At 70.1% G+C, this 23,676-nt stretch carries 29 protein-coding genes; 11 read left to right on the top strand and 18 right to left on the bottom strand.

Going from position 1 to position 23,676, the window contains the following annotated elements:
• Positions 1-17: 17 nt before the first annotated feature.
• The 3 genes from BLW78_RS12455 to BLW78_RS12465 form a co-directional block, all read right to left on the bottom strand.
• On the bottom strand, positions 18-254 hold the full coding sequence (locus tag BLW78_RS12455; RefSeq protein WP_026604965.1) for a hypothetical protein: 237 nt from the start codon (positions 252-254) through the stop codon (positions 18-20).
• A gap of 80 nt (positions 255-334) precedes the next feature.
• Positions 335-649, bottom strand: a complete 315-nt coding sequence (locus BLW78_RS12460; RefSeq protein ID WP_020093387.1) for a polyhydroxyalkanoic acid system family protein — start codon at positions 647-649, stop codon at positions 335-337.
• Positions 650-773: 124 nt separating this feature from the next.
• On the bottom strand, positions 774-1,124 hold the full coding sequence (locus tag BLW78_RS12465; protein ID WP_020093388.1) for a septal ring lytic transglycosylase RlpA family protein: 351 nt from the start codon (positions 1,122-1,124) through the stop codon (positions 774-776).
• A 586-nt stretch (positions 1,125-1,710) separates the two neighbouring features.
• Here BLW78_RS12465 and BLW78_RS12470 point away from each other — a divergent pair.
• Positions 1,711-2,901, top strand: coding sequence for a site-specific DNA-methyltransferase (locus BLW78_RS12470; RefSeq protein ID WP_280142461.1), 1,191 nt, complete (start codon positions 1,711-1,713; stop codon positions 2,899-2,901).
• Positions 2,902-3,006: 105 nt separating this feature from the next.
• On the opposite strand, the gene mutY is transcribed toward BLW78_RS12470, so the two are convergent.
• Positions 3,007-4,350: an A/G-specific adenine glycosylase gene (mutY, locus tag BLW78_RS12475; protein ID WP_091680177.1), complete on the bottom strand. Its 1,344-nt coding sequence runs from the start codon at positions 4,348-4,350 to the stop codon at positions 3,007-3,009.
• A 133-nt stretch (positions 4,351-4,483) separates the two neighbouring features.
• Here mutY and BLW78_RS12480 point away from each other — a divergent pair, with 133 nt between their 5' ends.
• The 8 genes from BLW78_RS12480 (at position 4,484) to BLW78_RS12515 (ending at position 10,116) form a co-directional block, all read left to right on the top strand.
• Positions 4,484-4,966 carry a DUF721 domain-containing protein gene (locus BLW78_RS12480; protein ID WP_091679922.1) on the top strand — a complete coding sequence of 161 codons (483 nt, stop codon included), beginning with the start codon at positions 4,484-4,486 and terminating at the stop codon, positions 4,964-4,966.
• An 89-nt stretch (positions 4,967-5,055) separates the two neighbouring features.
• A complete protein-coding gene (locus tag BLW78_RS12485) occupies positions 5,056-5,700 on the top strand; it encodes a DsbA family protein (protein WP_020093392.1) in 645 nt (214 codons plus the stop codon).
• 191 nt (positions 5,701-5,891) lie between these two features.
• Positions 5,892-6,266: an AtpZ/AtpI family protein gene (locus BLW78_RS12490; RefSeq protein ID WP_056525259.1), complete on the top strand. Its 375-nt coding sequence runs from the start codon at positions 5,892-5,894 to the stop codon at positions 6,264-6,266.
• 74 nt (positions 6,267-6,340) lie between these two features.
• Positions 6,341-7,096, top strand: coding sequence for a F0F1 ATP synthase subunit A (locus BLW78_RS12495; RefSeq protein WP_020093394.1), 756 nt, complete (start codon positions 6,341-6,343; stop codon positions 7,094-7,096).
• A 66-nt stretch (positions 7,097-7,162) separates the two neighbouring features.
• The gene (locus tag BLW78_RS12500) at positions 7,163-7,390 is read left to right on the top strand and encodes a F0F1 ATP synthase subunit C (RefSeq protein ID WP_007566773.1); all 228 of its coding nucleotides are present in this window, start codon (positions 7,163-7,165) and stop codon (positions 7,388-7,390) included.
• A gap of 144 nt (positions 7,391-7,534) precedes the next feature.
• Positions 7,535-8,113 (top strand): F0F1 ATP synthase subunit B family protein, encoded by a 579-nt coding sequence (locus tag BLW78_RS12505; protein WP_020093395.1) that lies wholly within the window; start codon positions 7,535-7,537, stop codon positions 8,111-8,113.
• A 15-nt stretch (positions 8,114-8,128) separates the two neighbouring features.
• Positions 8,129-8,614 (top strand): F0F1 ATP synthase subunit B family protein, encoded by a 486-nt coding sequence (locus BLW78_RS12510; protein WP_170855147.1) that lies wholly within the window; start codon positions 8,129-8,131, stop codon positions 8,612-8,614.
• 221 nt (positions 8,615-8,835) lie between these two features.
• Complete coding sequence (locus BLW78_RS12515; RefSeq protein WP_091679925.1) at positions 8,836-10,116, top strand: NAD(P)/FAD-dependent oxidoreductase; 1,281 nt, start codon at positions 8,836-8,838, stop codon at positions 10,114-10,116.
• Positions 10,117-10,195: 79 nt separating this feature from the next.
• Here the strand turns inward: BLW78_RS12515 and BLW78_RS12520 are convergent, their stop codons facing one another.
• Complete coding sequence (locus BLW78_RS12520) at positions 10,196-11,065, bottom strand: formate/nitrite transporter family protein (protein ID WP_091679928.1); 870 nt, start codon at positions 11,063-11,065, stop codon at positions 10,196-10,198.
• Between the two features lie 43 nt (positions 11,066-11,108).
• Positions 11,109-11,849, bottom strand: a complete 741-nt coding sequence (locus tag BLW78_RS12525; RefSeq protein WP_091679931.1) for a competence/damage-inducible protein A — start codon at positions 11,847-11,849, stop codon at positions 11,109-11,111.
• A 77-nt stretch (positions 11,850-11,926) separates the two neighbouring features.
• Between BLW78_RS12525 and sfsA the strand changes: the two genes are divergently transcribed.
• Positions 11,927-12,640: a DNA/RNA nuclease SfsA gene (gene sfsA, locus BLW78_RS12530; protein ID WP_091679933.1), complete on the top strand. Its 714-nt coding sequence runs from the start codon at positions 11,927-11,929 to the stop codon at positions 12,638-12,640.
• Here the strand turns inward: sfsA and BLW78_RS12535 are convergent.
• Positions 12,627-13,469 carry an FkbM family methyltransferase gene (locus tag BLW78_RS12535; protein WP_020093401.1) on the bottom strand — a complete coding sequence of 281 codons (843 nt, stop codon included), beginning with the start codon at positions 13,467-13,469 and terminating at the stop codon, positions 12,627-12,629. The two genes, sfsA and BLW78_RS12535, sit on opposite strands and share 14 nt — an antisense overlap.
• A 116-nt stretch (positions 13,470-13,585) precedes the next feature.
• Here BLW78_RS12535 and BLW78_RS12540 point away from each other — a divergent pair, with 116 nt between their 5' ends.
• Positions 13,586-14,350 carry an alpha/beta fold hydrolase gene (locus tag BLW78_RS12540; RefSeq protein ID WP_091679936.1) on the top strand — a complete coding sequence of 255 codons (765 nt, stop codon included), beginning with the start codon at positions 13,586-13,588 and terminating at the stop codon, positions 14,348-14,350.
• A 4-nt stretch (positions 14,351-14,354) separates the two neighbouring features.
• On the opposite strand, the gene BLW78_RS12545 is transcribed toward BLW78_RS12540, so the two are convergent.
• The 11 genes from BLW78_RS12545 to sufB form a co-directional block, all read right to left on the bottom strand.
• Positions 14,355-15,116 (bottom strand): ABC transporter permease, encoded by a 762-nt coding sequence (locus tag BLW78_RS12545; protein WP_042673785.1) that lies wholly within the window; start codon positions 15,114-15,116, stop codon positions 14,355-14,357.
• A 14-nt stretch (positions 15,117-15,130) separates the two neighbouring features.
• Positions 15,131-16,066, bottom strand: coding sequence for an ABC transporter ATP-binding protein (locus BLW78_RS12550; RefSeq protein WP_042673784.1), 936 nt, complete (start codon positions 16,064-16,066; stop codon positions 15,131-15,133).
• Between the two features lie 171 nt (positions 16,067-16,237).
• Entirely contained in the window at positions 16,238-16,489 is a 252-nt protein-coding gene (locus BLW78_RS12555) for a hypothetical protein (protein ID WP_056525243.1), read from the bottom strand.
• Positions 16,490-16,762: 273 nt separating this feature from the next.
• Positions 16,763-17,089, bottom strand: a complete 327-nt coding sequence (locus BLW78_RS12560; protein WP_091679939.1) for a hypothetical protein — start codon at positions 17,087-17,089, stop codon at positions 16,763-16,765.
• A 300-nt stretch (positions 17,090-17,389) separates the two neighbouring features.
• Positions 17,390-17,773: a hypothetical protein gene (locus BLW78_RS12565; RefSeq protein WP_244526928.1), complete on the bottom strand. Its 384-nt coding sequence runs from the start codon at positions 17,771-17,773 to the stop codon at positions 17,390-17,392.
• Between the two features lie 195 nt (positions 17,774-17,968).
• Complete coding sequence (locus tag BLW78_RS12570; RefSeq protein ID WP_020093409.1) at positions 17,969-18,352, bottom strand: SUF system Fe-S cluster assembly protein; 384 nt, start codon at positions 18,350-18,352, stop codon at positions 17,969-17,971.
• A 50-nt stretch (positions 18,353-18,402) separates the two neighbouring features.
• On the bottom strand, positions 18,403-19,647 hold the full coding sequence (locus tag BLW78_RS12575) for a cysteine desulfurase (protein WP_056525234.1): 1,245 nt from the start codon (positions 19,645-19,647) through the stop codon (positions 18,403-18,405).
• A gap of 199 nt (positions 19,648-19,846) precedes the next feature.
• Entirely contained in the window at positions 19,847-21,169 is a 1,323-nt protein-coding gene (locus BLW78_RS12580) for a SufB/SufD family protein (RefSeq protein WP_091679943.1), read from the bottom strand.
• Positions 21,170-21,172: 3 nt separating this feature from the next.
• Positions 21,173-21,925 (bottom strand): Fe-S cluster assembly ATPase SufC, encoded by a 753-nt coding sequence (sufC, locus tag BLW78_RS12585; protein ID WP_020093412.1) that lies wholly within the window; start codon positions 21,923-21,925, stop codon positions 21,173-21,175.
• Positions 21,926-21,940: 15 nt separating this feature from the next.
• Positions 21,941-22,180, bottom strand: a complete 240-nt coding sequence (locus BLW78_RS12590) for a hypothetical protein (protein ID WP_020093413.1) — start codon at positions 22,178-22,180, stop codon at positions 21,941-21,943.
• A gap of 25 nt (positions 22,181-22,205) precedes the next feature.
• A complete protein-coding gene (gene sufB / locus BLW78_RS12595; RefSeq protein WP_091679945.1) occupies positions 22,206-23,675 on the bottom strand; it encodes a Fe-S cluster assembly protein SufB in 1,470 nt (489 codons plus the stop codon).
• Position 23,676: the final 1 nt, after the last annotated feature.

The raw sequence follows: 23,676 nt of genomic DNA on the forward strand, positions 1-23,676 counted from the left end.
CGTCGGTCGGCGCCCGGTCAGGCGATCGGGTTGGCCGGTCCCGTCGGCGGGCTGATCTCGGGCACGCCCGGATCGTTGACGGGGATCTCGGGCGGCTGGATGCCCGGCGCCTCCGCCGGGGTGTTCCCGGGGATCTCCGGCCCGGGCGGCTGGGTCGGCGCCTGCGGCGGATCGTAGGGGCGGTCCGGCACCGGCGTCGGCTGCGGCGGCACCTCGGGGACCTGCCCCGGGTCGGCGAGCGTGAAATCGGGCACCGTCATCCTCCGCGAGACCGGTGGTGCACAGCGGCACCGGTCCCGCAGAAACAGAGTGCGGCGGATCCGGTTCCGGAGGGCTACTTCTTCGTCAGCAGGAGGTTGCCCTCCTTGCTCGCCACCTTCTGGATCTTCTCGGCGAACAGGGCGAGGAGGAACGGCAGCTTCACCTCGAGGCGCACGCTCTCCGCGCCCACGTCGATCGTGCCGGCGATCTTCTGCGCCACCGCGGACACGCCGAAATCGAGCCGGTCGCCCGTCCAGGCGAGCTGGTCCACCGTGATTCCGCTCTTGGCCAGGAGGGCCCGCGCCTGATCCGTGCCGTGCTCCAGGCGCCGCTTGGCCTCGTCGCGGCCGAGGTCGTGCGGGATGTCGACGATGAGGGGCTTGGGCATGGGCGGGTGATCCGAGCTGAACCCGGCAGCAGATGGTGCGTCCGGGTCCGGCAGACAACGCCCCGGAGGCCGCCCCGCCCGCGCGGGGCGGAGGCGCGCCGGGGCGCTCGATGCCCGTGAAGGGTCAGTGCACGACCTGCAGCGACACGTAGCTGACGCCGCCCATGCCGAGGGCGCGGGCGGAGCCGCGCGACAGGTCGATGATGCGGCCGCGCACGAACGGACCGCGGTCGTTGATGCGCACGACGATCGAGCGGCCGGTCCGCTTGTTCTCGACGCGGACCCGGGTGCCGAACGGCAGGCTGCGATGGGCGGCGGTCAGTCCGTTGGGGTTGAAACGCTCGCCGTTGGCGGTGCGATGGCCGCTCCCGTACCAGGAGGCCGCTCCGCTCTGGGCGGCGGCCGGGAGGCTGGTTCCGACGACGGTGGACAGCATTCCAAGCGAGACAACGAGCTTACCGAAACCGAACGACATTCTCGACGCATTCCCATTGTTTTTGTCGGGGCGGCGCCAGTCGTGCCCGAAACGGGCCGGAATATGGCAGGCTTTTTCTGGCTGTCGGGGTCACATTTTGGCCGATTTCGCGCTGGTCATCCCCATTACATGGCGGCTTATTTCAGTTTATTTCCGCTCTTGTTGCGGGTGATGCATTGGCGTGTGGTTCTGCGTATTCAGCAAGAACTGCTCGCCTCCGTCGGGGAGGATGCAAAATAGGACATCATTCTTAAGCCTTGCGCGGAGCGTGACCCTGCATCCCGCTGAGGTGGAAGCGCGACCCGCCCGGCGCCCCTGGCACGACGATGATTGTCGTGCGCGGCTGTTTCCCAAGCACAGGCTGCCGCGGCCGCGCGTGACCCGCAGGGATAGAGTGTTGTCGCCCGATCCCGGCGGCGCGGCGCAGCCGGGTAACGGTTGCTTAATCTGTCGGAGGATTGTCCGGGCGCCCGGTCGGCAAAATCTGCAGCCCCAGAACGGGACGCGCCGGACGCGAAATCGACAACGTGACCTTTACCGTACCCGGCGCATGGTCTGCCGGTCAGTCGCGTAACCGGTGTTTGCCATGGCTTCCCCGCGTACCGTGGCTGCCGACGCCGTCGCCCGGAAACAGGTCTCGCGTGCCGGGCGGCCCGCGTCGGCGCCACGGATGGGTCTCGTACCCGCCCAGCGTTCTCTGCCCCTCGACCAGATACTTGTCGGGGACTGCATCGCGGCCATGAACGCCTTGCCGGCGTCGAGCGTCGACTGCGTGTTCGCCGACCCGCCCTACAACCTTCAGCTCGGCGACGCCGGCCTCCTGCGCCCGGACCAGAGCCGCGTCGACGCGGTCGACGACGACTGGGACAAGTTCGCGACCTTCGAGGCCTACGACACCTTCACCCGGGACTGGCTCGCCGCCTGCCGCCGCGTGATGAAGCCGAACGCGACCCTCTGGGTGATCGGGTCGTACCACAACATCTTCCGGGTCGGGAGCGCGTTGCAGGATCTCGGTTACTGGATCCTCAACGACATCGTCTGGCGCAAGGCCAACCCGATGCCGAACTTCCGCGGCAAGCGCTTCACCAACGCCCACGAGACCCTGATCTGGGCCTCGCGCTCGGCCGACTCGAAGGGCTACACCTTCCATTACGAGGCGCTGAAAGGGGGCAACGAGGACCTCCAGATGCGCTCGGACTGGTTCATCCCCCTCTGCACCGGCGAGGAGCGGCTGAAGGATGCGGAGGGCCGCAAGGTCCACCCGACCCAGAAGCCCGAGGCCCTGCTCGCCCGGACGCTGCTCGCGGCGACCAATCCCGGCGACGTGGTGCTCGACCCGTTCTTCGGCACCGGCACGACCGGCGCCGTCGCCAAGCGCCTCGGCCGCCGCTTCATCGGCATCGAGCGCGAGGCGACCTACGCCGAGGCGGCCCGGGAGCGGATCGCCGCCGTGGAGACCCTGTCGAGGGCCGCCCTCATGGTGGCGCCGACCAAGCGCGCCGAGCCGCGGGTCCCGTTCCTGTCGGTGATCGAGGCGGGCCACATCCGCCCCGGCGAGACCGTGACCGACGAGCGCCGCCGGTTCCGCGCCACGGTGCGCCCGGACGGCCAGCTCGACAACGGCCTCGTCATCGGCTCGATCCACAAGATCGGCGCGCTCGTGCAGGGCCTGCCGGCCTGCAACGGCTGGACGTTCTGGCACGTGGAGCGCGGCGGCAAGCCGGTGGTGATCGACAGCTACCGGGCCGGTCTCCGGCAGGCGATGGCCAACGGCTGAGCCAGCACACCGTCTTTGCGAGCGGAGCGAAGCAGTCCAGCAGCGCCACGCAGACAGATGTCGCGCTGCCCTGGGTCGCTTCGCTGCGCTCGCGATGACGGTCGGCTACCGCTTCCGGGCCGGCCCCGGCCGCCGCGGCGATGACCGGGCCCGCGCCGGTGCGGGCGATGGCTCGACCTCGCCTTCGAACAGTTCGTCCGTCTCCTGCGGCGGCACCGGCGCCGCCTTCGGCTGGGGCTTCGGGACGGCCCGCACGCGCGGTCGGGGCTCGGGATCCGGCATCGAGACCGGCGCCTCCATCGCCGCCAGCAGCGGCATCGGCGGCGGTTCCTTCCTCGGGCGCCCGCGCGGCTTCTTCTCGGGCTCCGGCTTCGGGTCGAAGGCGTGCGCCAGGACCTTGCGCATGAGGCCGGGCAGTGGTTCGTCCGCGAGAGCGCTGCGCGGCGTGAAGCGCATGCCGGCCGGAGCCGGCGTCGCCAGCGCGACGCGGGCCACGAACACCGTCAGCTCCAGGGGAAAATGCGTGAAGCCGTGGCGGACGAGGCCCGGGAGCCGCTTCCACCGCGCGTCGAGGGGCGCGTCCAGCAAGGCGGCGGCCACGTCGTAATCCGGCTCCCAGACGCTCCCCGGCGGCTCGGCCATGTTGCCGAGCAGCCCCTCGGGGGCGCGGGTCCGCAGCAGCACCGCCTCGTCGCCGCTGCGGATCGCCACGAAGGCGGCGCCGCGGCGGAGCGTCCCCTTGGCGACCCTGATCTTGCGCGGGAAGGTCTCCTGCGTGCCCAGCGACCGCGCCCGGCAGGGCCGCATCCACGGGCAGAGCGCGCAGGCGGGGCGCTTGGGCGTGCAGATCGTCGCGCCGAGATCCATGAGCGCCTGGGCGAAGTCGCCCGGCCGCTCCTGCGGGACGAGCGCCTGCGTCAGGCGGCGGATCTCCGGCCGGCTGCCCGGGAGCGGCGCCTCGACCGCGTAGGCCCGGCTCAGGACCCGCTCTACATTGCCGTCGACGGCGGCCTCCGGCCGGTCGAACGCGATCGCGGCGATCGCGCCGGCCGTGTAGGCGCCGATTCCCGGGAGCTTGCGCAGGCCCTCGGCGGTGTCGGGGAAGCGGCCGCCGGCCGCCGCGACCGCCTTCGCGCAGGCGTGCAGATTGCGCGCGCGGGAGTAGTAGCCGAGGCCGGCCCAGGCCGACATCACCGCCTCCTCGGGCGCCTCGGCCAGGGCGAAGATGTCGGGGAAGCGCGTCAGGAAGCGCTCGAAATACGGCCGCACCGCCGCGATGGTGGTCTGCTGCAGCATCACCTCGGACAGCCAGACCCGGTAGGGATCGGGGATCGCGCCGGCGAGCGCCCGCCAGGGCAGCACCCGCCGATGCCGGTCGTACCAGGCGAGCAGGTCGTCGGCGCGCGGTCCGGGACCGGCTTCAGGATCCGTGGCTGGGCGAGGCGGCATGGGCAGGTCGACAGGGGTCGCGCTGCATAGCCGGAGCGCCGCGGCGATCATAGGGCGGCGAAAGCGCCGGCGCGCGCTCCCTTCGTCAACCATCCTGCGCTAACCTTCGCGGATCCACGGGGCCGGAACCACCATGGCGCGCGTCAAACCGCTGGCCGAACTGATCGAGAGTTGCATCGGGCCGGCCTTCGCGGCGCAGGGCTTCGCCTCGACCGACATCCTGGCCGCGTGGCCGGAGATCGTCGGCGAGCGGCTGGCCCGCTACTGCCGCCCGTCCAAGCTGGAATGGCCGAAGCGCCGCCGGAGCGAGTCCGCCGCGCCCGAATCCGGCACGCTGGTCGTGCGCGTCGAGGGCGTCTTCGCGCTCGAGTTGCAGCATCTCGCGCCGGTGGTGATCCAGCGGATCAACGCCCATTACGGCTGGGCCTGCGTCTCCCGGATCGTGCTGCAGCAGGACCGGGTCAGGCGCGCCGGCCGGGCGCCCGCCCGCGCGCGGGTCGATCCGGCCGCCGCCGTCGAGGTCCAGCGCGCCGTGGCGGGAATCGCCGATGACGGCCTACGCGCGGCCCTCGACCGCCTCGGCACCGCCGCCGTGGCGACGCGCCCGGAGCGGTGAACGGTCGATTCGGTCACCTTGCCAGGACGGTCGCGCCCGAGTACCGGCATCCGGACGCCACGACTGATCAATCCGGCGGAGCCTGCCCGATGACGACGCGACGCGACGCTCTCAAGTTCTCCGGCCTCGCCCTCGGCGCCGGCCTCGCCCTGCCGTATCTCGGGCGGCCCGCCCGGGCGCAGAATTCCGAGATGGCGGCCCTGCTGCAGCCGGGCCCCCTCGGCGATGTCTGGCTCGGCCCGGCGGACGCCAAGTGCACGATCATCGAGTACGCCTCGATGACCTGCTCGCACTGCGCGGCCTTCCACCGGACCACGTGGCCGACCCTGAAGGAGCGCTACATCGACACCGGCAAGGTGCGGTTCACGCTCCGCGAATTCCCCCTCGACCCGCTGGCCACCGCGGCCTTCATGCTGGCGCGCTGCCAGGGCGATGCCAAGTACTACCCGATCACCGACCTGCTGTTCGATCAGCAGGCGGCCTGGGCCTTCACGCCGAAGCCCGTGGACGCGCTGGAGCAGATGCTCCGGCAGGCGGGCTACAACAAGCAGACCTTCGAGGCCTGCCTGAAGGACCAGAAGATCTACAGCGCGGTCAACGCCGTGAAGCAGCGCGGCCTCGACGTCTTCAAGGTGGATTCGACCCCGACCTTCTTCATCAACGGCGAGCGCTACACCGGCGAGATGACCGTCGAGGGTATGGAGAAGGTGATCAAGCCGATCATCGGCGCCTGATCGACCCGCCGGGGCCTCGCGCGCGGCGCGGCTCCGGCGCATCGCACAAAGTTGGAATACCAAACTAAAATCAATTACTTACGGTGTATGGGGTTCGCCTTGACACTCAAGATAGGCGAAACTATGGTGCGCCCCGCTTGCTGGGGGTGTCCAGCCGGTTCCACAGCCTCCCGCCCGATGAGTTTTGAGCCGTGAACGGCGACGATCCGAGGGACGGGAGAGGGACCGAGCAGACGCCGACGGACAGCGAACTCTCCGCGAGGCTCAGACGTCTCGAGACGCAGATCGAACGGAAGCGGCCGCAGGCTGCTCCCGGTCATTCCACGCGCCCTCGGGACGGCGGGCCATCCTCGCTGGGCCAGGCCATGACGCTCTCCACGGAGTTCGTCGCGGGCGTGATCGCGGGGGGCATACTCGGCTGGATCGTCGATCATGTCTTCGGGACGAAGCCCTGGGGCCTGATCGTCCTCCTGATGCTGGGGTTCGTCGCGGGGGTCTACAACGTGATGCGGGCGTCGGGTTTCGCCGGCGCGCGTCCGGGACGGCGCGATCGGCAGGAGCCATAAGGCGCGCCGGTCAGTGGGGAATGTGGGGCGGCCGACACCCGTCGGCGCGCCGGACAAGAAGGGCGGAAGCGGGAATGGCGGTCACGATCGACCCGATCCATCAGTTCGAGCTGAAGCCGCTCGTGTCGCTGGGCCATATCGGCCACCAGCAGCTCGCGTTCACGCAGTCGGCCCTCTACATGTTCGCCGCCGTCGGCGTGATCGCGCTCATCACCATCGTGGCGACCGCGTCCCGCTCGGTCGTTCCGGGCCGCATGCAGTCGCTGGCCGAGATCTTCTACGAATTCATCGCCGACACCGTGCACCAGGCGACGGGCGACGGCGGCAAGCGGTTCATGCCGCTCGTGTTCTCGCTGTTCATGTTCGTGCTCGTCCTGAACCTGTTCGGCATGATCCCCTACGCCTTCGCGGTGACCAGCCACCTGATCATCACCTTCGGCCTCGCCGCGCTGGTGATCTCCACCGTGGTGATCTTCGGCGTGATGAAGCACGGCACCCACTTCTTCGGCCTGTTCGTGCCGTCGGGCGTGCCGAAGCCGCTCCTCGCGATCCTGGTGCCGATCGAGGTGATCTCGTTCATCTCGCGCCCGATCAGCCTGTCGGTCCGTCTGTTCGCCAACATGCTGGCCGGCCACATCGCGATGAAGATCTTCGCGTTCTTCGTGGTCCAGCTCCTTCTCGCGGGCGCCTGGAGCGTGCTATCGCCGCTCCCGCTGTTCCTGACGATCGCGCTGACCGCTCTCGAGTTCCTCGTTGCGGCGCTTCAGGCCTACGTCTTCGCGACGCTGACGGCGATCTACCTCAACGACGCCCTTCACCCCGGCCACTGATCGGCCGGCTCCACCCGCCGCAAACGTCACCGCACGTTTCGATCTGAAGAGACCTCAGGAGTTACCATGGATCCCGTCGCTGCGAAGTACATCGGCGCCGGCCTCGCCTGCCTCGGCATGGCGGGTGCGGGCATCGGCCTCGGCAACCTGTTCGGTCAGTTCCTCGCCGGCGCCCTTCGCAACCCGTCCGCGGCCGACGGCCAGCGCGCCACCCTGCTCCTGGGCTTCGCCCTCACCGAGGCGCTCGGCATCTTCTCGCTGCTGATCGCGCTGCTGCTGCTCTTCGCCGTCTGATCGGCGCCGGAGGCCGCGGTCCCCGCGGTCTCCTCCCGGGCCCCGGCCCGATGAACGGGTGGACGCTCCCGCGACGGGGCGTCCGCCTTCGTCCGTCACCGCGCCGGCGGTGGCCTCAGCGAACGGTGTCAGTGTAGCGGTCTCATGGCGCAGCCCAATCCCCTCACCACGCCGCCCCCGGGCGCCGACACGCAGGTCGTGCCGGGCCATGTCGAGCATACGGAAGCGCATTCCGGCGCCTTCCCGCCCTTCGAGACCTCGGGTTTCCTGGCGCAGCTGATCTGGCTCGCCCTGGCCTTCGGCCTCCTCTACTACCTGATGGACAAGATCGCGCTGCCGCGGATCCAGTCGATCCTGCACGCCCGCGCCGAGCGCCTGCGTGCCGACCTGGACCAGGCGCAGGCGATGAAGGCCGAGGCGGATGCCGCCGGCGTGGCCTTCGAGACCGCCCTCCGGGACGCCCAGGGCAAGGCGCGCGACATCGCGCAGACCACCCGGAACGAACTGGCCGCGGAGGCCGAGACCAAGCGCAAGGCGCTGGAGGACGAGCTGAACGCCAAGCTCTCCGCCTCCGAGGCGACGATCCGCACGCGGACCGAGGCCGCCATGGGCAACGTCCGCTCGATCGCGGGTGAGGCCGCGTCGGCCATCGTCGAGCGTCTGACCGGGCAGGCCCCGGACCGGACGAGCCTCGACCGCGCCCTCGACGCCACCGCACACTGACGGGATCCCACGATGCTGCTCGAAGCCGAATTCTGGGTCGCCGTCGCGTTCGTCATCTTCATGGGCATCGCCTGGAAGGCCGGCGCCTTCTCGACGATGCTCAAGGGCCTGGACGGGCGCGCCAACCGCGTCCGCCACGAGCTCGACGAGGCCAAGCGCCTGCGCGAGGAGGCCGCCGCCGTGCTGGCCGATTACAAGCGCCGCCGTGCCGAGGCCGAGAAGGAGGCCGAGTCGATCGTCGCCGGTGCCCGCGAGGAGGCCCAGCGCGCCGCCGAGGAAGGCCACCGCAAGCTGGACGATTTCCTGGCCCGCCGCACCAAGGCCGCCGAGACGAAGATCGCCCAGGCGGAAGCCCAGGCCGAGGCTCAGGTCCGCGCCGCCGCCGCGGAGGCCGCCGTGAAGGTCTCGGAGACGATCCTGCGCGAGCGGATGCAGGGCGACGCCGCCCAGAACCTGATCCGCGCGAGCCTCGGCGAGGTGCGGACCCGCATGCGCTCCTGATCCGGACGCAGCAAGCAGCGCGACGTTCACGAAAGCCGCCTCCGGGCGGCTTTTTTCATGGTCGACGGCCCCTGCCGGCCCGTCCCCCGATCCCGCCCGGCGCGGGATCGGGGGACGGGCCGCGCAGGACGCGCTTCCGACGCCGGGCGGAATCGGCGCGCGCCGCGGCGAACATCGAGGCCGTGACCGGCGTTCCCGACCCGAGAGGATGCGGAGACGTCATGGCGGAGAGACCACGGATCGTGATCGTCGGCGGCGGCGTCGCCGGGATCGAGGTGGCGACCAGCCTCGGACGCGGCGGCCGGGCCGACGTCACCCTCGCCGATCGCAGCCTCTCGCACGTCTGGAAGCCGATGCTGCACACCTTCGCGGCGGGTACGGCCCGGGCCGACCGGCAGAAGGTGGATCTCTTCGCCCAGGCGCGCCGCAACGGCTTCCGGTTCCAGCCCGGCGCCCTCGTGGGCATCGACCGGGCGGCCAGGCGCGTCCGGCTCGCGGTCGAGGCCGCGGAGGGGGTTCCGGAAGTGGAGCGCGCCTACGACCTGCTGGTGCTCGCCATCGGCAGCCGCGCCAACGATTTCGGCACGCCGGGCGTGGCCGAGCATTGCCTGACCATCGACGACCTGACCGAGGCCGAGCACTTCCACGAACAGCTGCGGTGCCATCTCCTGGCCCGGCTCGACGGCGGCGGCCTGCTGGAGATCGCCATCGTGGGCGGCGGTGCGACCGGCGTCGAGCTGGCCGCCGAGCTCAAGCACGCCATCAACCTCTTCGCGGCCTACGGCTCGCCCGACCTGCCGGGGCGCCTGCGCCTGACGCTGATCGAGAGCGGGTCGCGCCTGTTGCCGGCCTTCCCCGAGAAGGTGTCGCGCGCCGCCGCCCGCACCCTGTCGGATCTCGACGTGGAGGTCCGGACCGGCGCGACGGTGACGGCCGCGGACGCGGACGGGTTCATCCTGAAGGACGGCCGCCGCATCCCGGCCGGGCTGAAGGTCTGGGCCGCCGGCGTCAAGGCGCCGGACGTGCTCGCCGGCCTCGACGGCCTGGAGCGCTCGCGGGCCGGGCAACTCGTCGTCCGCCCGGACCTGCGCACGACCCGGGATCCGGCCATCATCGCCCTCGGCGACTGCGCCAGCCTCACCGACTCCCGGACCGGCCACCCCGTTCCGGCAACCGCGCAGGCCGCACGCCAGCAGGCGCAGCATCTCGCGCGCCATCTCGGCCGCGCGCTGGCCCGCGGGGACGCGCCCGACGCGGACCTGCCTCCGTTCCACTACGCCGAGAAGGGCGCGATCGTCTCGCTCGCGGATTTCAACGGCTGGGGCACGCTCGGCCGCTACACGTTCGGCGGCGGGCGCCTGAACGGGCTCTCGGCGCGGCTGACGCACGACCTCCTCTACCGGCAGCACCAGATCGGGCTCTACGGGCCGCTGCGCGGGACGATGACCTGGGTCCTCGACGATCTCGACCACCTGATCAGCCCGCCGGTGCGGCTCGACTGAGGCGGCCGGCGCGGATCCGGCGTCGCGGGCAACGCGCGGTGCCGCCCGGCTGCCCGGTCCTCGGCCCGAGTTCTCGGTCTCAGTCCGGACGCTCGCCCTCGACCGCCTTGGTCTCCTCGACCTCGGGGGCGACCTGCCCGTAGTTCAGCACCGCCACCAGCGCCACGCCGCCGAACGTGTTGCCGAGCAGCGTCGGCAGGAAGAACTTCACCGCGTAATCGTGCAGCGACGCGGCGCCCGTGACCACGAGGTAGAAGGCCTCGACGGAGCCGGCCACGATGTGGGCGAGGCTGCAGAGCGCGACCAGCCACGTCATCAGGAGGATCACGAACGGCGCCGCGCTGGCGGTGGCCGGCAGGAACCAGACCATCAGGGCGATCATCCATCCGGCGAAGACGGCCTTGACGAAGGTCGCCCAGAACCCGTGCGCGATGGCGTCGTGGCTGATCTCCGCGAAGGCCCTGAGGACCGGCGGCTCGAAGGCGCCCGAATAGGCCAGCACCGTCGCGATCGCGAGCGTGCCCAGGATGTTGCCCGACAGCACGATCATCCAGAGCCTGACGACGCGGAGCGCCGTCTTCACGGAGCGGTCGTGCAGGAGCGGCAGGATCGGCGTGATGGTGTTCTCGGTGAAGAGCTGCTGGCGCCCGAGGACGACGACCAGGAACCCGACCGCGTAGCCCATCGAGCCGACGATCTTGGCCCAGTCCGTCTCCGGGAGATGGCTTCGCAGCACGCCCGGCACGATCAGCGACAGGGCGATGCTGAGCCCGGCCGCGAAGGCCGAGAGGAACAGCGCGAGGCCGTGGCGGCGCAGCTCCTCGTCGCCCTCGAGCCGGATGACCTCGTGCAGGACGTAGGCGTCGGGCCGGCCGATCTCGGAGACTTCCTTCAGCAGTTCGTCCCGGCGCGTCTCGGGGTCGGCCCGCTTGTCCCTATCCCGCACCATCCGACAGCTCCGCTACGCAACACGATCGATCGGACGGGACGAGTCAGGCCGAGAGCCGCGCCAGCAGGGCCTCGACGGCGCCGCGCGCCTCGGCGAGGGCCTCCGGGTCCCGGCTGCGCACGACGATCCGGTTGCGGAAGCCCTCCGGCGTGATCGCCGGGTACGAGCCGATGGAGACGGCTCGCCGCGCCCTCGCGATCTCGCCGAGGCCGCCCGCGTAGCTGCCCTCCGGGAGGCCGGCCGCCTCGATCGTCTCGGACAGCATCGCGGCGCCGCCCGTCAGCGTCGGGGCGATCGAGTCCAGCATGGCCTGCATGATGCTGGGCACGCCGGCCATCACGTGGACGTTGCCGATGCGGAAGCCCGGCGCCTTCGAGACGGGATTGGCGATCAGGTCGGCCCCGAACGGGATCCGCGCCATGCGCAGGCGGGCCTCGTTGAGATCCTCGGGTTTGTGCCGCTCCAGCAGCATCGCCCGGGCGCGCTCGTCGACGTCGATGCCGACCCCGAAGGCCTCGGCCACGCAGTCGGCGGTGATGTCGTCGTGGGTCGGGCCGATCCCGCCGGTGGTGAACAGGTAGGTGTAGCGGGCGCGCAGGGCGTTGACCGCCTCGACGATCATGGCCGCCTCGTCGGGCACGATCCGCACCTCGCGCAGGTCGATCCCGGCGGCGGTGAGGAAGTCGGCGATGGTGCCGATGTTCTTGTCCTTGGTGCGACCCGAGAGGATCTCGTCGCCGATGACGAGGATCGCGGCGGTGACGGATTCGGAAGGCTGGCTCATGGAACTCTGGCGTCGGGCGGGTCCTGCAGGCAGATAGCGCGACCGCGGCCCGCGACTACGTGAACCCCGAGGATCCCATGCAGTTCGCCGCGTCGCTGGTGCCGGGACGGCTCGTGCAGCGCTACAAGCGCTTCCTCGCCGATATCGACACCGATGACGGCCGCGTCACCGTTCACTGCCCCAATCCCGGAGCCATGCTCGGGCTCAACACGCCGGGCGCGCGCGTGCTGCTGTCGCGCTCGAGCAACCCCGCGCGCAAGCTGCCGCTCACCTGGGAGCTGGTGGAGGCCGACCTCCCCGGCGGGGCGCAGTGGGTCGGCATCAACACGATGCGGCCGAACGCGCTCGTGGCCGAGGCTTTCCGGGCCGGCGCGATCGGGGCGCTCGACGGCCACGACGCGCTGAGGCCCGAGGTGCGCTACGCGGCGGCCAGCCGGGTCGATTTCCTCGCGAGCGGCGCGGCTACGGGGCCATGCCACGTCGAGGTCAAGAACTGCCACCTGATGCGGCGGGCGGGCCTGGCCGAGTTCCCGGACTGCAAGGCGGCCCGCAGCGCCCGGCACATGCGCGACCTGGCGCAGGTCGTGGCCGAGGGCGGTCGCGCGCTTGTGGTCATCGTCGTGCAGATGCGGGCCGAGGCCTTCGACGTCGCCCGGGACATCGATCCCGCCTTCGACCGGGCGTTCCGCGAGGCGCGCGCGGCGGGCGTGGCGGTCCGCGCCTATCGCTGCGCCGTCGCGCCGGAGGGCGTCGCCATCGCCGAGGAGATCCCGGTGATCACGCCGGCCTGACGGCGCCGCGCTCGAACATCAGGTTGAGACGCGAGCGCGCGATCTCGCGGTAGCCGTAGCGCCCCAGATGCCGCAGCAGGTCGAGCTGCCACTGGCCGGTGCCGTTCTCGACCAGCAGGATCCGCGGCAGGAGCGCGTCCGGCGCCTCGCGGAGGAACGGCTCGAGGATCAGGTCCTCGGCGCCCTCGACGTCGAGCTTGATGGCGTCGACGCGGTCGAGGCCCTCGCTGCGCAGCAGGTCGAGGAGCGTCACCGCCGGCACGGTGATCCGCGCGCCCTCGTTGGTGCCGACGATGCGCAGGCTCGACTCGCCGCGGTTGCGCGGATCGATGAACAGGGTCAGCTCGCCGGCCTTGTCGGCCACCGCGCAGGCGACCGCCTTGACGGTGTGGAACGGGTTCTGGGCGATGTTGTAGGTCAGGCGGTCGAACACGTCCGGCTGCGGCTCGACCGCGACGATCCGCGCGCCCGGCCCCGAGAAGGCGGCCACGCACAGCGCGTAGGCGCCGACATTGGCGCCGATGTCGAGGAACACGCAGTCCCGCGGCAGGCGCTCCTGCAGCAGCGCCCGCTCCTCCGGATCGAAGAACTGCGGGGTGAAGAGCACCTTCTTCTCGCAGTTGTTGTTGTACGGGTGCAGCCGCATCCGCGCGCCGTAGCGGGTCACGTCGAGGGGCTTGCCCCCGAGGCGCGCGATCGCGATCCGGCGCAGGAACAGCGCGAGGCGCCGCCCGTACCAGGACTCGGCCGGGATCCGGTTCGTGCGGCGGGTGATCGCCGCCACGAGGCCGGACGGTTCGTAGGTGCCGTAGGGCTGCGTGTCCGTCATGACCGGGGCGGTTTGCCAGCCGGCGCTCCGACCCGCAAGCGGATCGATCCGCGTTGCTCCCGCGCGCCCGGGTGGTCTAAGCCGTGGCCGAGCTTGATAAACACAGGTTGCGCGGCATGGAGACCTTCAATTCCGACGGCGTGCGGATCGCCTATATCGACGTCCCGCCGGCGGACGGTCCGGGCAAGCCGATCCTGCTGATCCACGGCTTCGCGTCGAACCACGCGGTCAACTGGGTCAACACCCAGTGGGTGAAGGCCCTGACTCAGGCCGGCTACCGCGCGATCGCGCTGGACAACCGCGGCCACGGCGAGAGCGAGAAGCTCTACGATCCGGCCGCCTACAGCTCCGAGGCCATGGCCGGCGACGCGGTCCGGCTCCTCGACCATCTCGGGATCGGGCGCGCCCACGTCATGGGCTACTCGATGGGCGGGCGGATCACCGCGCATCTCGCGCTCGACCACGCGGACCGGGTGCGCTCGGCCCTGATCGGCGGCCTCGGGATGCACCTGATCGAGGGCAAGGGCCTGCCCTCCGGCATCGCCGAGGCCCTGGAGGCGCCCGCCGGGACGCCTGCGCCCAACCCCACGGCGGCGGCCTTCCGGATGTTCGCCGAGCAGACCCGGAGCGACCTGCGGGCGCTCGCCGCCTGCATGCGCGGCTCGCGCCAGACGCTCAGCCGGGGCGAGCTCGCGCAGATCGAGGTGCCGGTCCTGGTCTCGGTCGGGACCCTCGACACGGTCGCGGGCTCGGGTCCCGCCCTCGCCGCCCTGATCCCGGACGCCCGGGCGCTCGAGATCGAGGGCAAGGACCACTCCACGGCGGTCGGCGCCAAGCCGCACCGGGACGGGGTGCTGGCCTTCCTGGCCGCGCAGCCCTGAGGCCTCAGCTCTTCAGACGGTAGCCCGTGCGGAAGATGTAGGTCACGAGGCCGAGGCAGATCACCAGGAACAGCGCGGTCATGCCGAGGCTGACCGCGATGTTCACGTCCGCCTTGCCGAAGAACGCCCAGCGGAACCCGCTGATCAGGTACACGACCGGGTTCAGCAGGCTCACCGCGTGCCAGAACGGCGGCAGCATGCTGATCGCGTAGAAGCTGCCGCCCAGGAAGGTGAGCGGGGTCACGACGAGGAGCGGGACCAGCTGTAGCTTCTCGAACCCGTCCGCCCACAGGCCGATGACGAAGCCGAACAGGCTGAACGTCACCGCGGTGAGCAGCAGGAAGCCGATCATCCAGAGCGGGTGGTCGATCCGCAGCGGCACGAACAGGGCCGAGGTGGCCAGGATGATCAGCCCGATCAGGATCGACTTCGAGGCCGCGGCGCCGACGAAGCCCAGCACCACCTCCAGCGGCGAGATCGGCGCCGACAGGATCTCGTAGATCGTGCCGGCGAAGCGCGGGAAGTAGATGCCGAACGAGGCGTTGGAGATGCTCTGCGTCAGCAGCGAGAGCATGATCAGGCCGGGCACGATGAACAGCCCGTAGGGCACATCGTCGACCGCCGAGACCCGGGAGCCGATCGCCGCGCCGAACACCACGAAGTACAGGGTCGTCGAGATGACCGGGGCCAGGATGCTCTGCCCGGCGGTGCGCCAGAAGCGTCCCATCTCGAACAGGTAGATGGCCCGGATCGCCGGCCAGTTCATGCTGAACGCCGCGCTCATGGCTGTGCCCTCTCCTCGCGCACGAGGCCGACGAAGATGTCCTCCAGCGAGCTCTGCTCGGTGTGGAGGTCGTTGAAGCGGATGCCCGCCGCCGCGAGGCCGGTCAGGAGCCCGGTGATGCCGGTGCGCTCGGCGCGGGTGTCGTAGGTGTAGACCAGCTCGGTCCCCTCCCCGCCGAGCGCCAGGCCGTAATCGGCGAGTTCCGGCGGTACCGCGGCGATCGGCTGCTGGAGGTGGAGCGTCAGCTGCTTGCGCCCGAGCTTGCGCATCAGCGCGGCCTTCTCCTCCACGAGGATGATCTCGCCCCGGCGGATCACGCCGATGCGGTCGGCCATCTCCTCGGCCTCCTCGATATAGTGGGTGGTGAGGATGACGGTGACGCCCTGCTGGCGCAGGTCGCGCACGAGGCGCCACATGTCCTGGCGCAGCTCCACGTCGACGCCCGCCGTGGGCTCGTCGAGGAACAGCACCCGGGGCTCGTGCGACAGCGCCTTGGCGATGAGCACCCGCCGCTTCATGCCGCCCGACAGGGTCATCAGCCGGCTGTCGCGCTTGTCCCAGAGGGACAGCGCCCGGAGGATCCGCTCGATATGCCCGGGATCCGGTCGCAGCCCGAACAGGCCGCGGGAGAAGCTCACGGTGTTCAGCACCGTCTCGAAGGCATCGGTGGTGAGTTCCTGCGGGACGAGCCCGATGGCCCGGCGCGCGGCGCGGTAATCCGCCGCGATATCGTGGCCGTCGACCAGGACGGTCCCCGCACTCGCGGTGACGATCCCGCAGACGATGTTGATGAGCGTGGATTTGCCCGCTCCGTTCGGACCGAGCAGCGCGAAGATCTCGCCGCGCTCGATGGCGAGGTCGATGTCACGCAGGGCTGTGAAGCCGGACGTGTAGGTCTTCGACAGCTTCGAGATGGAGATGATCGGCATCAGAGCCTGGTGCGAGCGGGAGCGTGCACGGGTCCGGCAGCCATGCTCAGGCACCGGACACGCGAGGGGCCGGCCGAGCGGGACGCCTCCGGCGGCGGGCGCCCCTATAGCATGGTGAATGACCGGCGCTGACCGAGCCCGTGTGCGCCACCGCACCGCGAGGGCGCCCGCGGCTCACCGGCGACCGAGGCGCTCCGCCAGCGCGAGGCACTCCTTGCGGAGTTCCGGATCCTCGATGCGCGAGAAGGCGGTCAGCAGGGCGGCGCATTCCGCAGCGCTCGGGCCGCCGGCTGCCGGGGACCCCGGCGGCCCGCGGAAGATCGAGACCGGGACGTTCAGCGCGTGGGCGATCTGGCGAAGCAGCACTTCCCGCTCGTGAGCGGAGTTCGCCGTGCCGTCGAGATCGAATCCGCCCGCGTCCGTCATGATCTCTTCGAAACCAGTCCTTCGGCCGAGCTCGGATGCACGGGATGCCCACAGACGCTGCTCGCGCGGCGCGCGGCACGACCATCCACACTTTCTCGGCGGGTGCAACCTACCGTTATGGTATCAGCTTGGCAGGGCCGCACTGTCCAGAACGCGCGGACAGCCGCCCCGGACCGAGATCTTGTACCGCTCATCTGTAATCGGCGAAGTCGGTTCAGCCTCCGTTCCGAATCAACATCCAGAAATACAATTGCCGGTAGCATGGTTCCGGCACTAGGCCGCTCGCCGAAGCGTGATCAGCGCGGCCAGGCCGATCAGGGTCGCTGCACCGAGGATCCGGCGCCAGGGATTCACGCCGCGCAGAAGCTCGTCGATCGCCCACCATGTCAGCGCGATATTGGCCCCGAAGGACAGAGAGGAGGCCGGCAGCCAGGGGGCCAGCTCTCCCCTGTCCTGGGCCAGCCAGGCCGCGAGGCTCAGGCCCGCGAACAGCCAGAGCGGCAGGTTCGGCCACTGCGCCACGGTGATCGCGCCGGTGGTCCGGTCGCGAAACATCCAGTCGACGGCCCGCCCGAAGGTCGTGCGCGGACGTGGAGACATGGCTCGAACCTTCGTGAGTGCCGGCCGGCGCGTGTCGTGCCGCCTCGCCGGACCAGATTGAGCCGGCGGCTCCGGAAGGCGCCTTAACACATCGGTAACGTTAGCAAAGGGAAACCGTCGGTAAATCCCTAACGGATCCTGAAAGGACTCGCGAAAAATTCGTTAATCTGGTGATCATCGGTCATCGGAACGGCGGCCCTTCAGCCGAACATCGAGGATCGATCATGAGCGCCCGTCTCGAAGACCTGAAGTTCATGCTGACGCTCAGCGCCGTGGTCCTGCTCGGCAGCGGCCTCGACGTCATCCTGCGCTGATCGCGCCAATCAACCCGGCCCGCGGCGCCGCGCCGCCGGACATGAAGGCGCGTCCGAGCGCCGCGCGGGCGGCCGACGGCCGAGCCTCCGGAGCACCGCCCCGGCCGGTCGTGTACGGGACGGCGATCAGCCGCGCGGCAGCGTCCGCGGGACGGCGCGTCCCCCCGATCTCGACAATCGGGATCTGTCCGGAGCGAAGGAAGCTCCGCAAGTCCGCGGCCCGCGCCCGCCGCTCCGTCCGCATCTTGAGCACGGCGATCACGAGGCCGGCCAGCCCGGCCGCCTCCAAGAACGCCGCGACCACGTAGCCCGCAGCCATCCGCTTCCACCAACTGTATCGAGGAGAGGCCGCCCTCGCGGCGGCCGCCACCGATCTGCGGGGTCATGGTTAGCGGGGCCTTAACGGCTGCGTAGAAGTCCGCAGATCGCGCCGGCGTCGACACTCGCCGCCCGCGACCGGGGCGCGGTGCGAGCCTTTCCCGTGCAACGACGATCGGGCGCCGCGCAGGGTCCGCGCGTCGCGCCCGGGAGTCCCTTCGGGAAGCCGTGAGGCTCCGCCGGAGCGCTACCACATGTCGAGGGCGACGCGGGCCTCGTCCGACATGCGGCTCTGGTCCCACGGCGGGTCGAAGACCATGGTCACCGCGCAGGACTGGACCCCGGGCACGGCGGACACGGCGTTCTCGACCCAGCCGGGCATCTCGCCCGCGACCGGGCAGCCGGGCGCCGTGAGGGTCATGTCGATCGCGACGACGCGATCGTCGCCGATATCGACCTTGTAGATCAGCCCGAGTTCGTAGATGTCGGCCGGAATCTCGGGATCGTAGACCGTCTTCAGCGCCGCGACGATGTCGTCGGTCAGGCGGTCCAGTTCCGCCTGCGGGATCGTCGAGTCGCCGGCGACGTCGGGGGCGTTCTTGCCGCCCGTGATGGTGGCGTCGGTGCTCATCGCTTCACTCTCCCCGGGCCCGCGCGGGCGGGACCAGCCTCATCCCAGTATCAGGTGAACAGCATTTCTGCTCTGCCGAGCGCCTCGGCAAGGGCATCGATCTCGGCGGTCGTGTTGTAAAGCCCGAACGAGGCGCGGCAGGTCGAGGTGACGCCGAAGCGGTTGAGCAGCGGCATCGCGCAGTGGGTCCCGGCCCGCACCGCCACGCCCTGCCGGTCGATCACCGTGGCGATGTCGTGGGCGTGCGCGCCCTTCATCTCGAAGGCGATCACGCCGCCCTTGCCCGGTGCGGTGCCGATGAGGCGCAGGGAATTCATCGCGCCGAGGCGCTCCTGCGCGTAGGCCGTGAGCTTCGCCTCATGGGCGGCGATCGCGTCGCGCCCGAGATTCATCATGTACTCGAGCGCGGCGCCGAGACCAACCGCCTCGATGATGGCCGGGGTGCCGGCCTCGAACCGGTGGGGCGGATCGTTGTAGGTGATCGCGTCCTCGCTGACCGTCCGGATCATCTCGCCGCCGCCCTGGTAGGGCGGCAGGCGCTCCAGCCATTCCTTCTTGCCGTAGAGCACGCCGATCCCGGTCGGGCCGTAGACCTTGTGGCCGGTGAAGACGAAGAAGTCGCAATCGAGCGCCCGCACGTCGACGGGCTGGTGCACCGCGCTCTGGGCCCCGTCGAGCAGGACCGGCACGCCGTGGGCGTGGGCGATGCGCACGATCTCGGCGGCGGGCGTCACCGTGCCGAGCACGTTCGACATGTGGGTGATCGCCACCATCTTGGTGCGGGGCGAGAACAGCTTCTCGTACTCCTCGACCAGGAAATTGCCCTGGTCGTCGACCGGCGCCCACTTGATCACCGCGCCGCGGCGCTCGCGCAGGAAGTGCCAGGGCACGATGTTGGAGTGGTGCTCCATGATCGAGAGGATGATCTCGTCCCCCTCTCCGATCAGGCCGGCCCAGCCCATCGACGAGGCCACGAGGTTGTAGGCCTCGGTGGCGTTGCGGGTGAAGATGATCTCGTCCGTCGAGGCGGCGTTGAGGAACTGGCGCGTGGTCTCGCGCGCGCCCTCGAAACCCTCGGTGGCGGCGTTGGCCATGTAGTGCAGGCCGCGATGGACGTTGGCGTAGCCGGTCTCCATGCAGGAGACCATCGCGTCGATCACCTGCCGGGGCTTCTGCGCCGAGGCGGCGTTGTCGAGGTAGACGAGCGGCTTGCCGTAGACCTGCTGGCCCAGGATCGGGAAATCCTTCCGGATCGCCGCGACGTCGTAGGTGGGGGTGAGGACGGGTGCGTTCATGGTCGCGACCTTCCGAAGACTTCGCCGATCCCGGGAACAGCCCTCATCCTGAGGTGCCGGAGCGAAGCGGAGGCCTCGGAGGCCTCCGGCTGGCGTTGCGATTCCTGGACCCCGCCCCGAGGCGCGCTGCCGCGGTGGCCTCAGGCCGGGATCAGGCATCGAGAAGGGCCGGTCCGCGGAGCGGACCGGCCGGGTCCGATCAGCCGCGCGCCTGGAGCCAGGCCTCGATCTCGCCGATGAGCGCCGCGCGGGCGCCCTCGTGCGTGACCGCCTCGACGGCCTCGCCGACGAAGGCCTGGACGAGCAGGCTCTCGGCGGTCGCGCGCGGCAGACCGCGGGCCATCAGGTAGAACAGCAGGTCCTCGTCCGGCGCACCGCAGGTGGCCCCGTGGCCGCAGGCCACGTCGTCGGCGAAGATCTCCAGCTCCGGCTTGTTCATCATCTGCCCCTCGTCGGTGAGGAGGAGGCAGTCGGACTTCATCTTGCCGTCGGTCTGCTGGGCGGCCTGACGGACGATGATCTTGCCCTGGAACACGCCGGTGGCGTCGCCGTCGATGATCCACTTGAACTGCTCGCGGCCGACGCCGCCGACCGCGGCATGGTCGGCGAGCAGCGTCGAGTCGGCGAGCTGGCCCTTGCGCAGCATGGCGGCGCCGTTGACCACGACGTTGGTGTCGTCGCCCGCGACGTGGACGAAGATCTGGTGGCGCGACAGGACCGCTCCGGTCACGAGGTTCACGGTCTCGACCTGACCCTCGGCCTCGACCTTGAGCGACAGGGTCGAGAGCGCGATGGCGGCGTCGCCCTGCTTGTTCAGGCGGGTGTGCCGGAAGGCGGCCTTGGGGCCGACCACCACGTCGAGGGCGTCGTTCGGCTGGCAGGTGAGCCCGTCCGGGCCCTCGTGGCTCTCCAGGAGACCGAACTCCGCGCCCTCGCCGATCTGGACGAGCACGCGGGTCGCCGTCGAGAACGGCGTGTTCCCGGCGCCCACGAAGCGCAGGTGCAGCGGCCGCGCCGGCTTCGCGCCGGGCGCCACCGTGATCAGCGCGCCGTCCGCCAGGAAGGCGGTGTTGAGCTGGTAGACCGGGTTCTCCCGGGCCTGCGCCACCGGCGCGAGCTGCTTCAGGTCGACATGCGCCTTCGTCAGCGCCTCGGACATCGTGACGACCGTGACCCCCTCGGGGATCCGGTCGAGATCCGACAGCTCGCGGACGAGATGGCCGTTCACGAAGGTCAGGCGCGCGGCCTCGATGCCGGCGAAGCCCTTCGCCCCGGCGACGGCCGCCCGGGCGACGTCGAGGCTCGGCGCCTCGGCCGGGGGCGCGGCCTCCGTGATGGCGGCGCGCAGGTCCGTGTACTTGAAGGCCTCGACCCGCCGGCTCGGCAGGCCGGTCGCCTCGAAGAAGCGGAAGGCCTCCTCGCGGGCGATCGCCTTCTCGCTGGCGAAGCTCTGGCGGGCCGACTCGAACAGCTTCGACAGGCCGGCCTCGGCGGGGGAGCGGAGGTTGGTGACGTCGGCCATGGCTCAGGCCGCCTCCCCGGTGCGGTACTCGGCGTAGCCGGAGGCCTCGAGCTCGAGGGCGAGCTCCTTGCCGCCGGTCTTCACGATCTGACCCTTCGACATGACGTGCACGGTGTCGGGCACGATGTGGTTGAGCAGGCGCTGGTAGTGGGTGATCACCAGGAACGAGCGGCCCTGGTCGCGGAGCGCGTTCACGCCCTCGGAGACGATGCGCAGGGCGTCGATGTCGAGGCCGGAATCGGTCTCGTCAAGCACGCAGAACTTCGGTTGCAGCAGCGCCATCTGGAGGATCTCCATGCGCTTCTTCTCGCCGCCGGAGAAGCCGACGTTGAGAGCGCGCTTGAGCATCTCCTTGTTGATCTCGAGCTTGTCGGCCGCGCCGTTCACCGCGCGGATAAAGTCCGGGGTCGACAGCTCGGCCTCGCCGCGCGCCTTGCGCTGCGCGTTCAGGCAGGCCTTGAGGAAGGTCATGGTGCCGACGCCGGGGATCTCCAGCGGGTACTGGAAGGCCAGGAAGATGCCGGCCGCGGCGCGCTCGTCGGCGGCCATCTCCAGAACGTTCTGCCCGTCGAGCAGGATCTCGCCGTCGAGAACCTCGTAGTCCTCCTTGCCGGCGATGACGTAGGAGAGGGTCGACTTGCCCGAGCCGTTCGGGCCCATGATCGCCGCGACCTCGCCGTCGTTCACGGTCAGGTTGAGGCCGTTCAGGATGCGGTTGTCCTCGATCTGCACGACGAGGTTCTTGATTTCCAGCATGTCAGTCCAAGTCCTTCAAAACCATTCGTCCCGCATCGCCCGCAGGAACGCGGCGCTCCCGGCCGGGTAGCCGGAGAGGTCGCCGATCACCGCGTCGATGCCGCACCGGGGACAGAGGGCGGTGCCCTCATCGGCGATCCAGCCCGCGATCTCGTCCGGCGCGAAAACCTCGAGGCAGAAGAAGCACCCGCACAGGACGCTGCTCCTGACCTCGTCGGCGTGCCGCGCGCTGTGCCGATGGGCCGCGCGCAGCACGTCGTCGTCGTAACCGCCCAGGCGGTCAGCCCACCGAGCCTTCCAGGCTGATCGAGATCAGCTTCTGGGCCTCGACGGCGAACTCCATGGGCAACTGCTGCAGCACGTCCCGGACGAAGCCGTTGACGATCAGCGCGGTCGCCTCCTCCTCGGAGAGGCCGCGCTGCTGGCAGTAGAACTTCTGCTCCTCGGAAATCTTCGAGGTCGTTGCCTCGTGCTCGAAGACGGCCGAGGCGTTCTTCGACTCGATGTAGGGCACGGTGTGCGCGCCGCACTGGTCGCCGATCAGCAGGGAGTCGCAGTTCGTGAAGTTGCGCGCGCCCTTGGCCTTCCGGTGCGCCGAGACGAGGCCCCGGTAGGTGTTCTGCGACCGGCCGGCCGAGATGCCCTTCGAGATGATCCGGCTCGTCGTGTTCTTGCCGAGATGGATCATCTTGGTGCCGGAATCGACCTGCTGCATGCCGTTCGACACCGCGATCGAGTAGAACTCGCCGCGGGAATCGTCGCCGCGCAGGATGCAGGACGGGTACTTCCAGGTGATCGCCGAGCCGGTCTCGACCTGCGTCCACGAGATCTTCGAGCGCGCGCCGCGGCAGTCGCCGCGCTTCGTCACGAAGTTGTAGATGCCGCCCTTGCCCTCGTTGTCGCCCGGGTACCAGTTCTGGACCGTCGAGTACTTGATCTCGGCATCGTCCAGGGCGACGAGCTCGACCACGGCGGCGTGGAGCTGGTTGTCGTCGCGCTTCGGGGCGGTGCAGCCCTCGAGATACGAGACGTAGGAGCCCTTGTCGGCGATGATCAGCGTGCGCTCGAACTGGCCGGTGTCGCGCTCGTTGATGCGGAAGTAGGTCGACAGCTCCATCGGGCAGCGCACGCCCGGCGGGATGTAGACGAACGACCCGTCGGAGAAGACGGCCGAGTTCAGCGTCGCGAAGAAGTTGTCGGTCACCGGCACGACCGAGCCGAGGTACTTCCGCACCAGCTCGGGGTGCTCGCGTACGGCCTCGGAGATCGGCATGAAGATCACGCCGGCCTTCTCCAGCTCCTTCTTGAAGGTGGTGGCGACCGAGACCGAGTCGAACACGGCGTCGACCGCGACGCGGCGCTCCGGCGCGATGCCTTCCAGCACCTCGACCTCGCGCAGCGGGATGCCGAGCTTCTCGTAGGTCTTCAGGATCTCGGGATCGATCTCATCGAGCGATTCCGGGCCCTGCCGCTTCGGGGCGGCGTAGTAGTAGATGTCGTTGTAGTCGACCTTGTCGTAGGAGACGCGGGCCCACTCCGGCTCCTTCATGGTGAGCCAGCGCCGGTAGGCGTCGAGGCGCCACTCCAGCAGCCACGCGGGCTCGTTCTTCTTGGCCGAGATGAAGCGGACGACGTCCTCGGAGATGCCCTTCTCGGACTTCTCCATCTCGATCGTGGTCTCGAACCCGTACTTGTACTGGTCGAGGTCGATCGAGCGGACCCGGTCGATGGTTTCCTGCACAGCAGGCATC

This window comes from Methylobacterium sp. 275MFSha3.1 (assembly GCF_900108435.1).
Classification (GTDB): domain Bacteria; phylum Pseudomonadota; class Alphaproteobacteria; order Rhizobiales; family Beijerinckiaceae; genus Methylobacterium.

Excerpts from the sequence above, each read along its gene's own strand:
- BLW78_RS12500 (WP_007566773.1), top strand. The coding sequence starts at position 7,163 with ATGGATCCCGTCGCTGCGAAGTACATCGGCGCCGGCCTCGCCTGCCTC.
- BLW78_RS12465 (WP_020093388.1), bottom strand. The coding sequence starts at position 1,124 with ATGTCGTTCGGTTTCGGTAAGCTCGTTGTCTCGCTTGGAATGCTGTCC.
- sufB (WP_091679945.1), bottom strand. The coding sequence starts at position 23,675 with ATGCCTGCTGTGCAGGAAACCATCGACCGGGTCCGCTCGATCGACCTC.
- BLW78_RS12560 (WP_091679939.1), bottom strand. The coding sequence starts at position 17,089 with ATGTCTCCACGTCCGCGCACGACCTTCGGGCGGGCCGTCGACTGGATG.
- BLW78_RS12540 (WP_091679936.1), top strand. The coding sequence starts at position 13,586 with ATGGAGACCTTCAATTCCGACGGCGTGCGGATCGCCTATATCGACGTC.
- mutY (WP_091680177.1), bottom strand. The coding sequence starts at position 4,350 with ATGCCGCCTCGCCCAGCCACGGATCCTGAAGCCGGTCCCGGACCGCGC.
- BLW78_RS12470 (WP_280142461.1), top strand. The coding sequence starts at position 1,711 with ATGGCTTCCCCGCGTACCGTGGCTGCCGACGCCGTCGCCCGGAAACAG.
- BLW78_RS12520 (WP_091679928.1), bottom strand. The coding sequence starts at position 11,065 with ATGGTGCGGGATAGGGACAAGCGGGCCGACCCCGAGACGCGCCGGGAC.
- BLW78_RS12460 (WP_020093387.1), bottom strand. The coding sequence starts at position 649 with ATGCCCAAGCCCCTCATCGTCGACATCCCGCACGACCTCGGCCGCGAC.
- BLW78_RS12580 (WP_091679943.1), bottom strand. The coding sequence starts at position 21,169 with ATGGCCGACGTCACCAACCTCCGCTCCCCCGCCGAGGCCGGCCTGTCG.
- BLW78_RS12555 (WP_056525243.1), bottom strand. The coding sequence starts at position 16,489 with ATGACGGACGCGGGCGGATTCGATCTCGACGGCACGGCGAACTCCGCT.
- BLW78_RS12575 (WP_056525234.1), bottom strand. The coding sequence starts at position 19,647 with ATGAACGCACCCGTCCTCACCCCCACCTACGACGTCGCGGCGATCCGG.
- BLW78_RS12525 (WP_091679931.1), bottom strand. The coding sequence starts at position 11,849 with ATGAGCCAGCCTTCCGAATCCGTCACCGCCGCGATCCTCGTCATCGGC.
- BLW78_RS12535 (WP_020093401.1), bottom strand. The coding sequence starts at position 13,469 with ATGACGGACACGCAGCCCTACGGCACCTACGAACCGTCCGGCCTCGTG.
- BLW78_RS12495 (WP_020093394.1), top strand. The coding sequence starts at position 6,341 with ATGGCGGTCACGATCGACCCGATCCATCAGTTCGAGCTGAAGCCGCTC.
- sufC (WP_020093412.1), bottom strand. The coding sequence starts at position 21,925 with ATGCTGGAAATCAAGAACCTCGTCGTGCAGATCGAGGACAACCGCATC.
- BLW78_RS12545 (WP_042673785.1), bottom strand. The coding sequence starts at position 15,116 with ATGAACTGGCCGGCGATCCGGGCCATCTACCTGTTCGAGATGGGACGC.
- BLW78_RS12515 (WP_091679925.1), top strand. The coding sequence starts at position 8,836 with ATGGCGGAGAGACCACGGATCGTGATCGTCGGCGGCGGCGTCGCCGGG.
- BLW78_RS12485 (WP_020093392.1), top strand. The coding sequence starts at position 5,056 with ATGACGACGCGACGCGACGCTCTCAAGTTCTCCGGCCTCGCCCTCGGC.
- BLW78_RS12505 (WP_020093395.1), top strand. The coding sequence starts at position 7,535 with ATGGCGCAGCCCAATCCCCTCACCACGCCGCCCCCGGGCGCCGACACG.
- BLW78_RS12570 (WP_020093409.1), bottom strand. The coding sequence starts at position 18,352 with ATGAGCACCGACGCCACCATCACGGGCGGCAAGAACGCCCCCGACGTC.
- sfsA (WP_091679933.1), top strand. The coding sequence starts at position 11,927 with ATGCAGTTCGCCGCGTCGCTGGTGCCGGGACGGCTCGTGCAGCGCTAC.
- BLW78_RS12480 (WP_091679922.1), top strand. The coding sequence starts at position 4,484 with ATGGCGCGCGTCAAACCGCTGGCCGAACTGATCGAGAGTTGCATCGGG.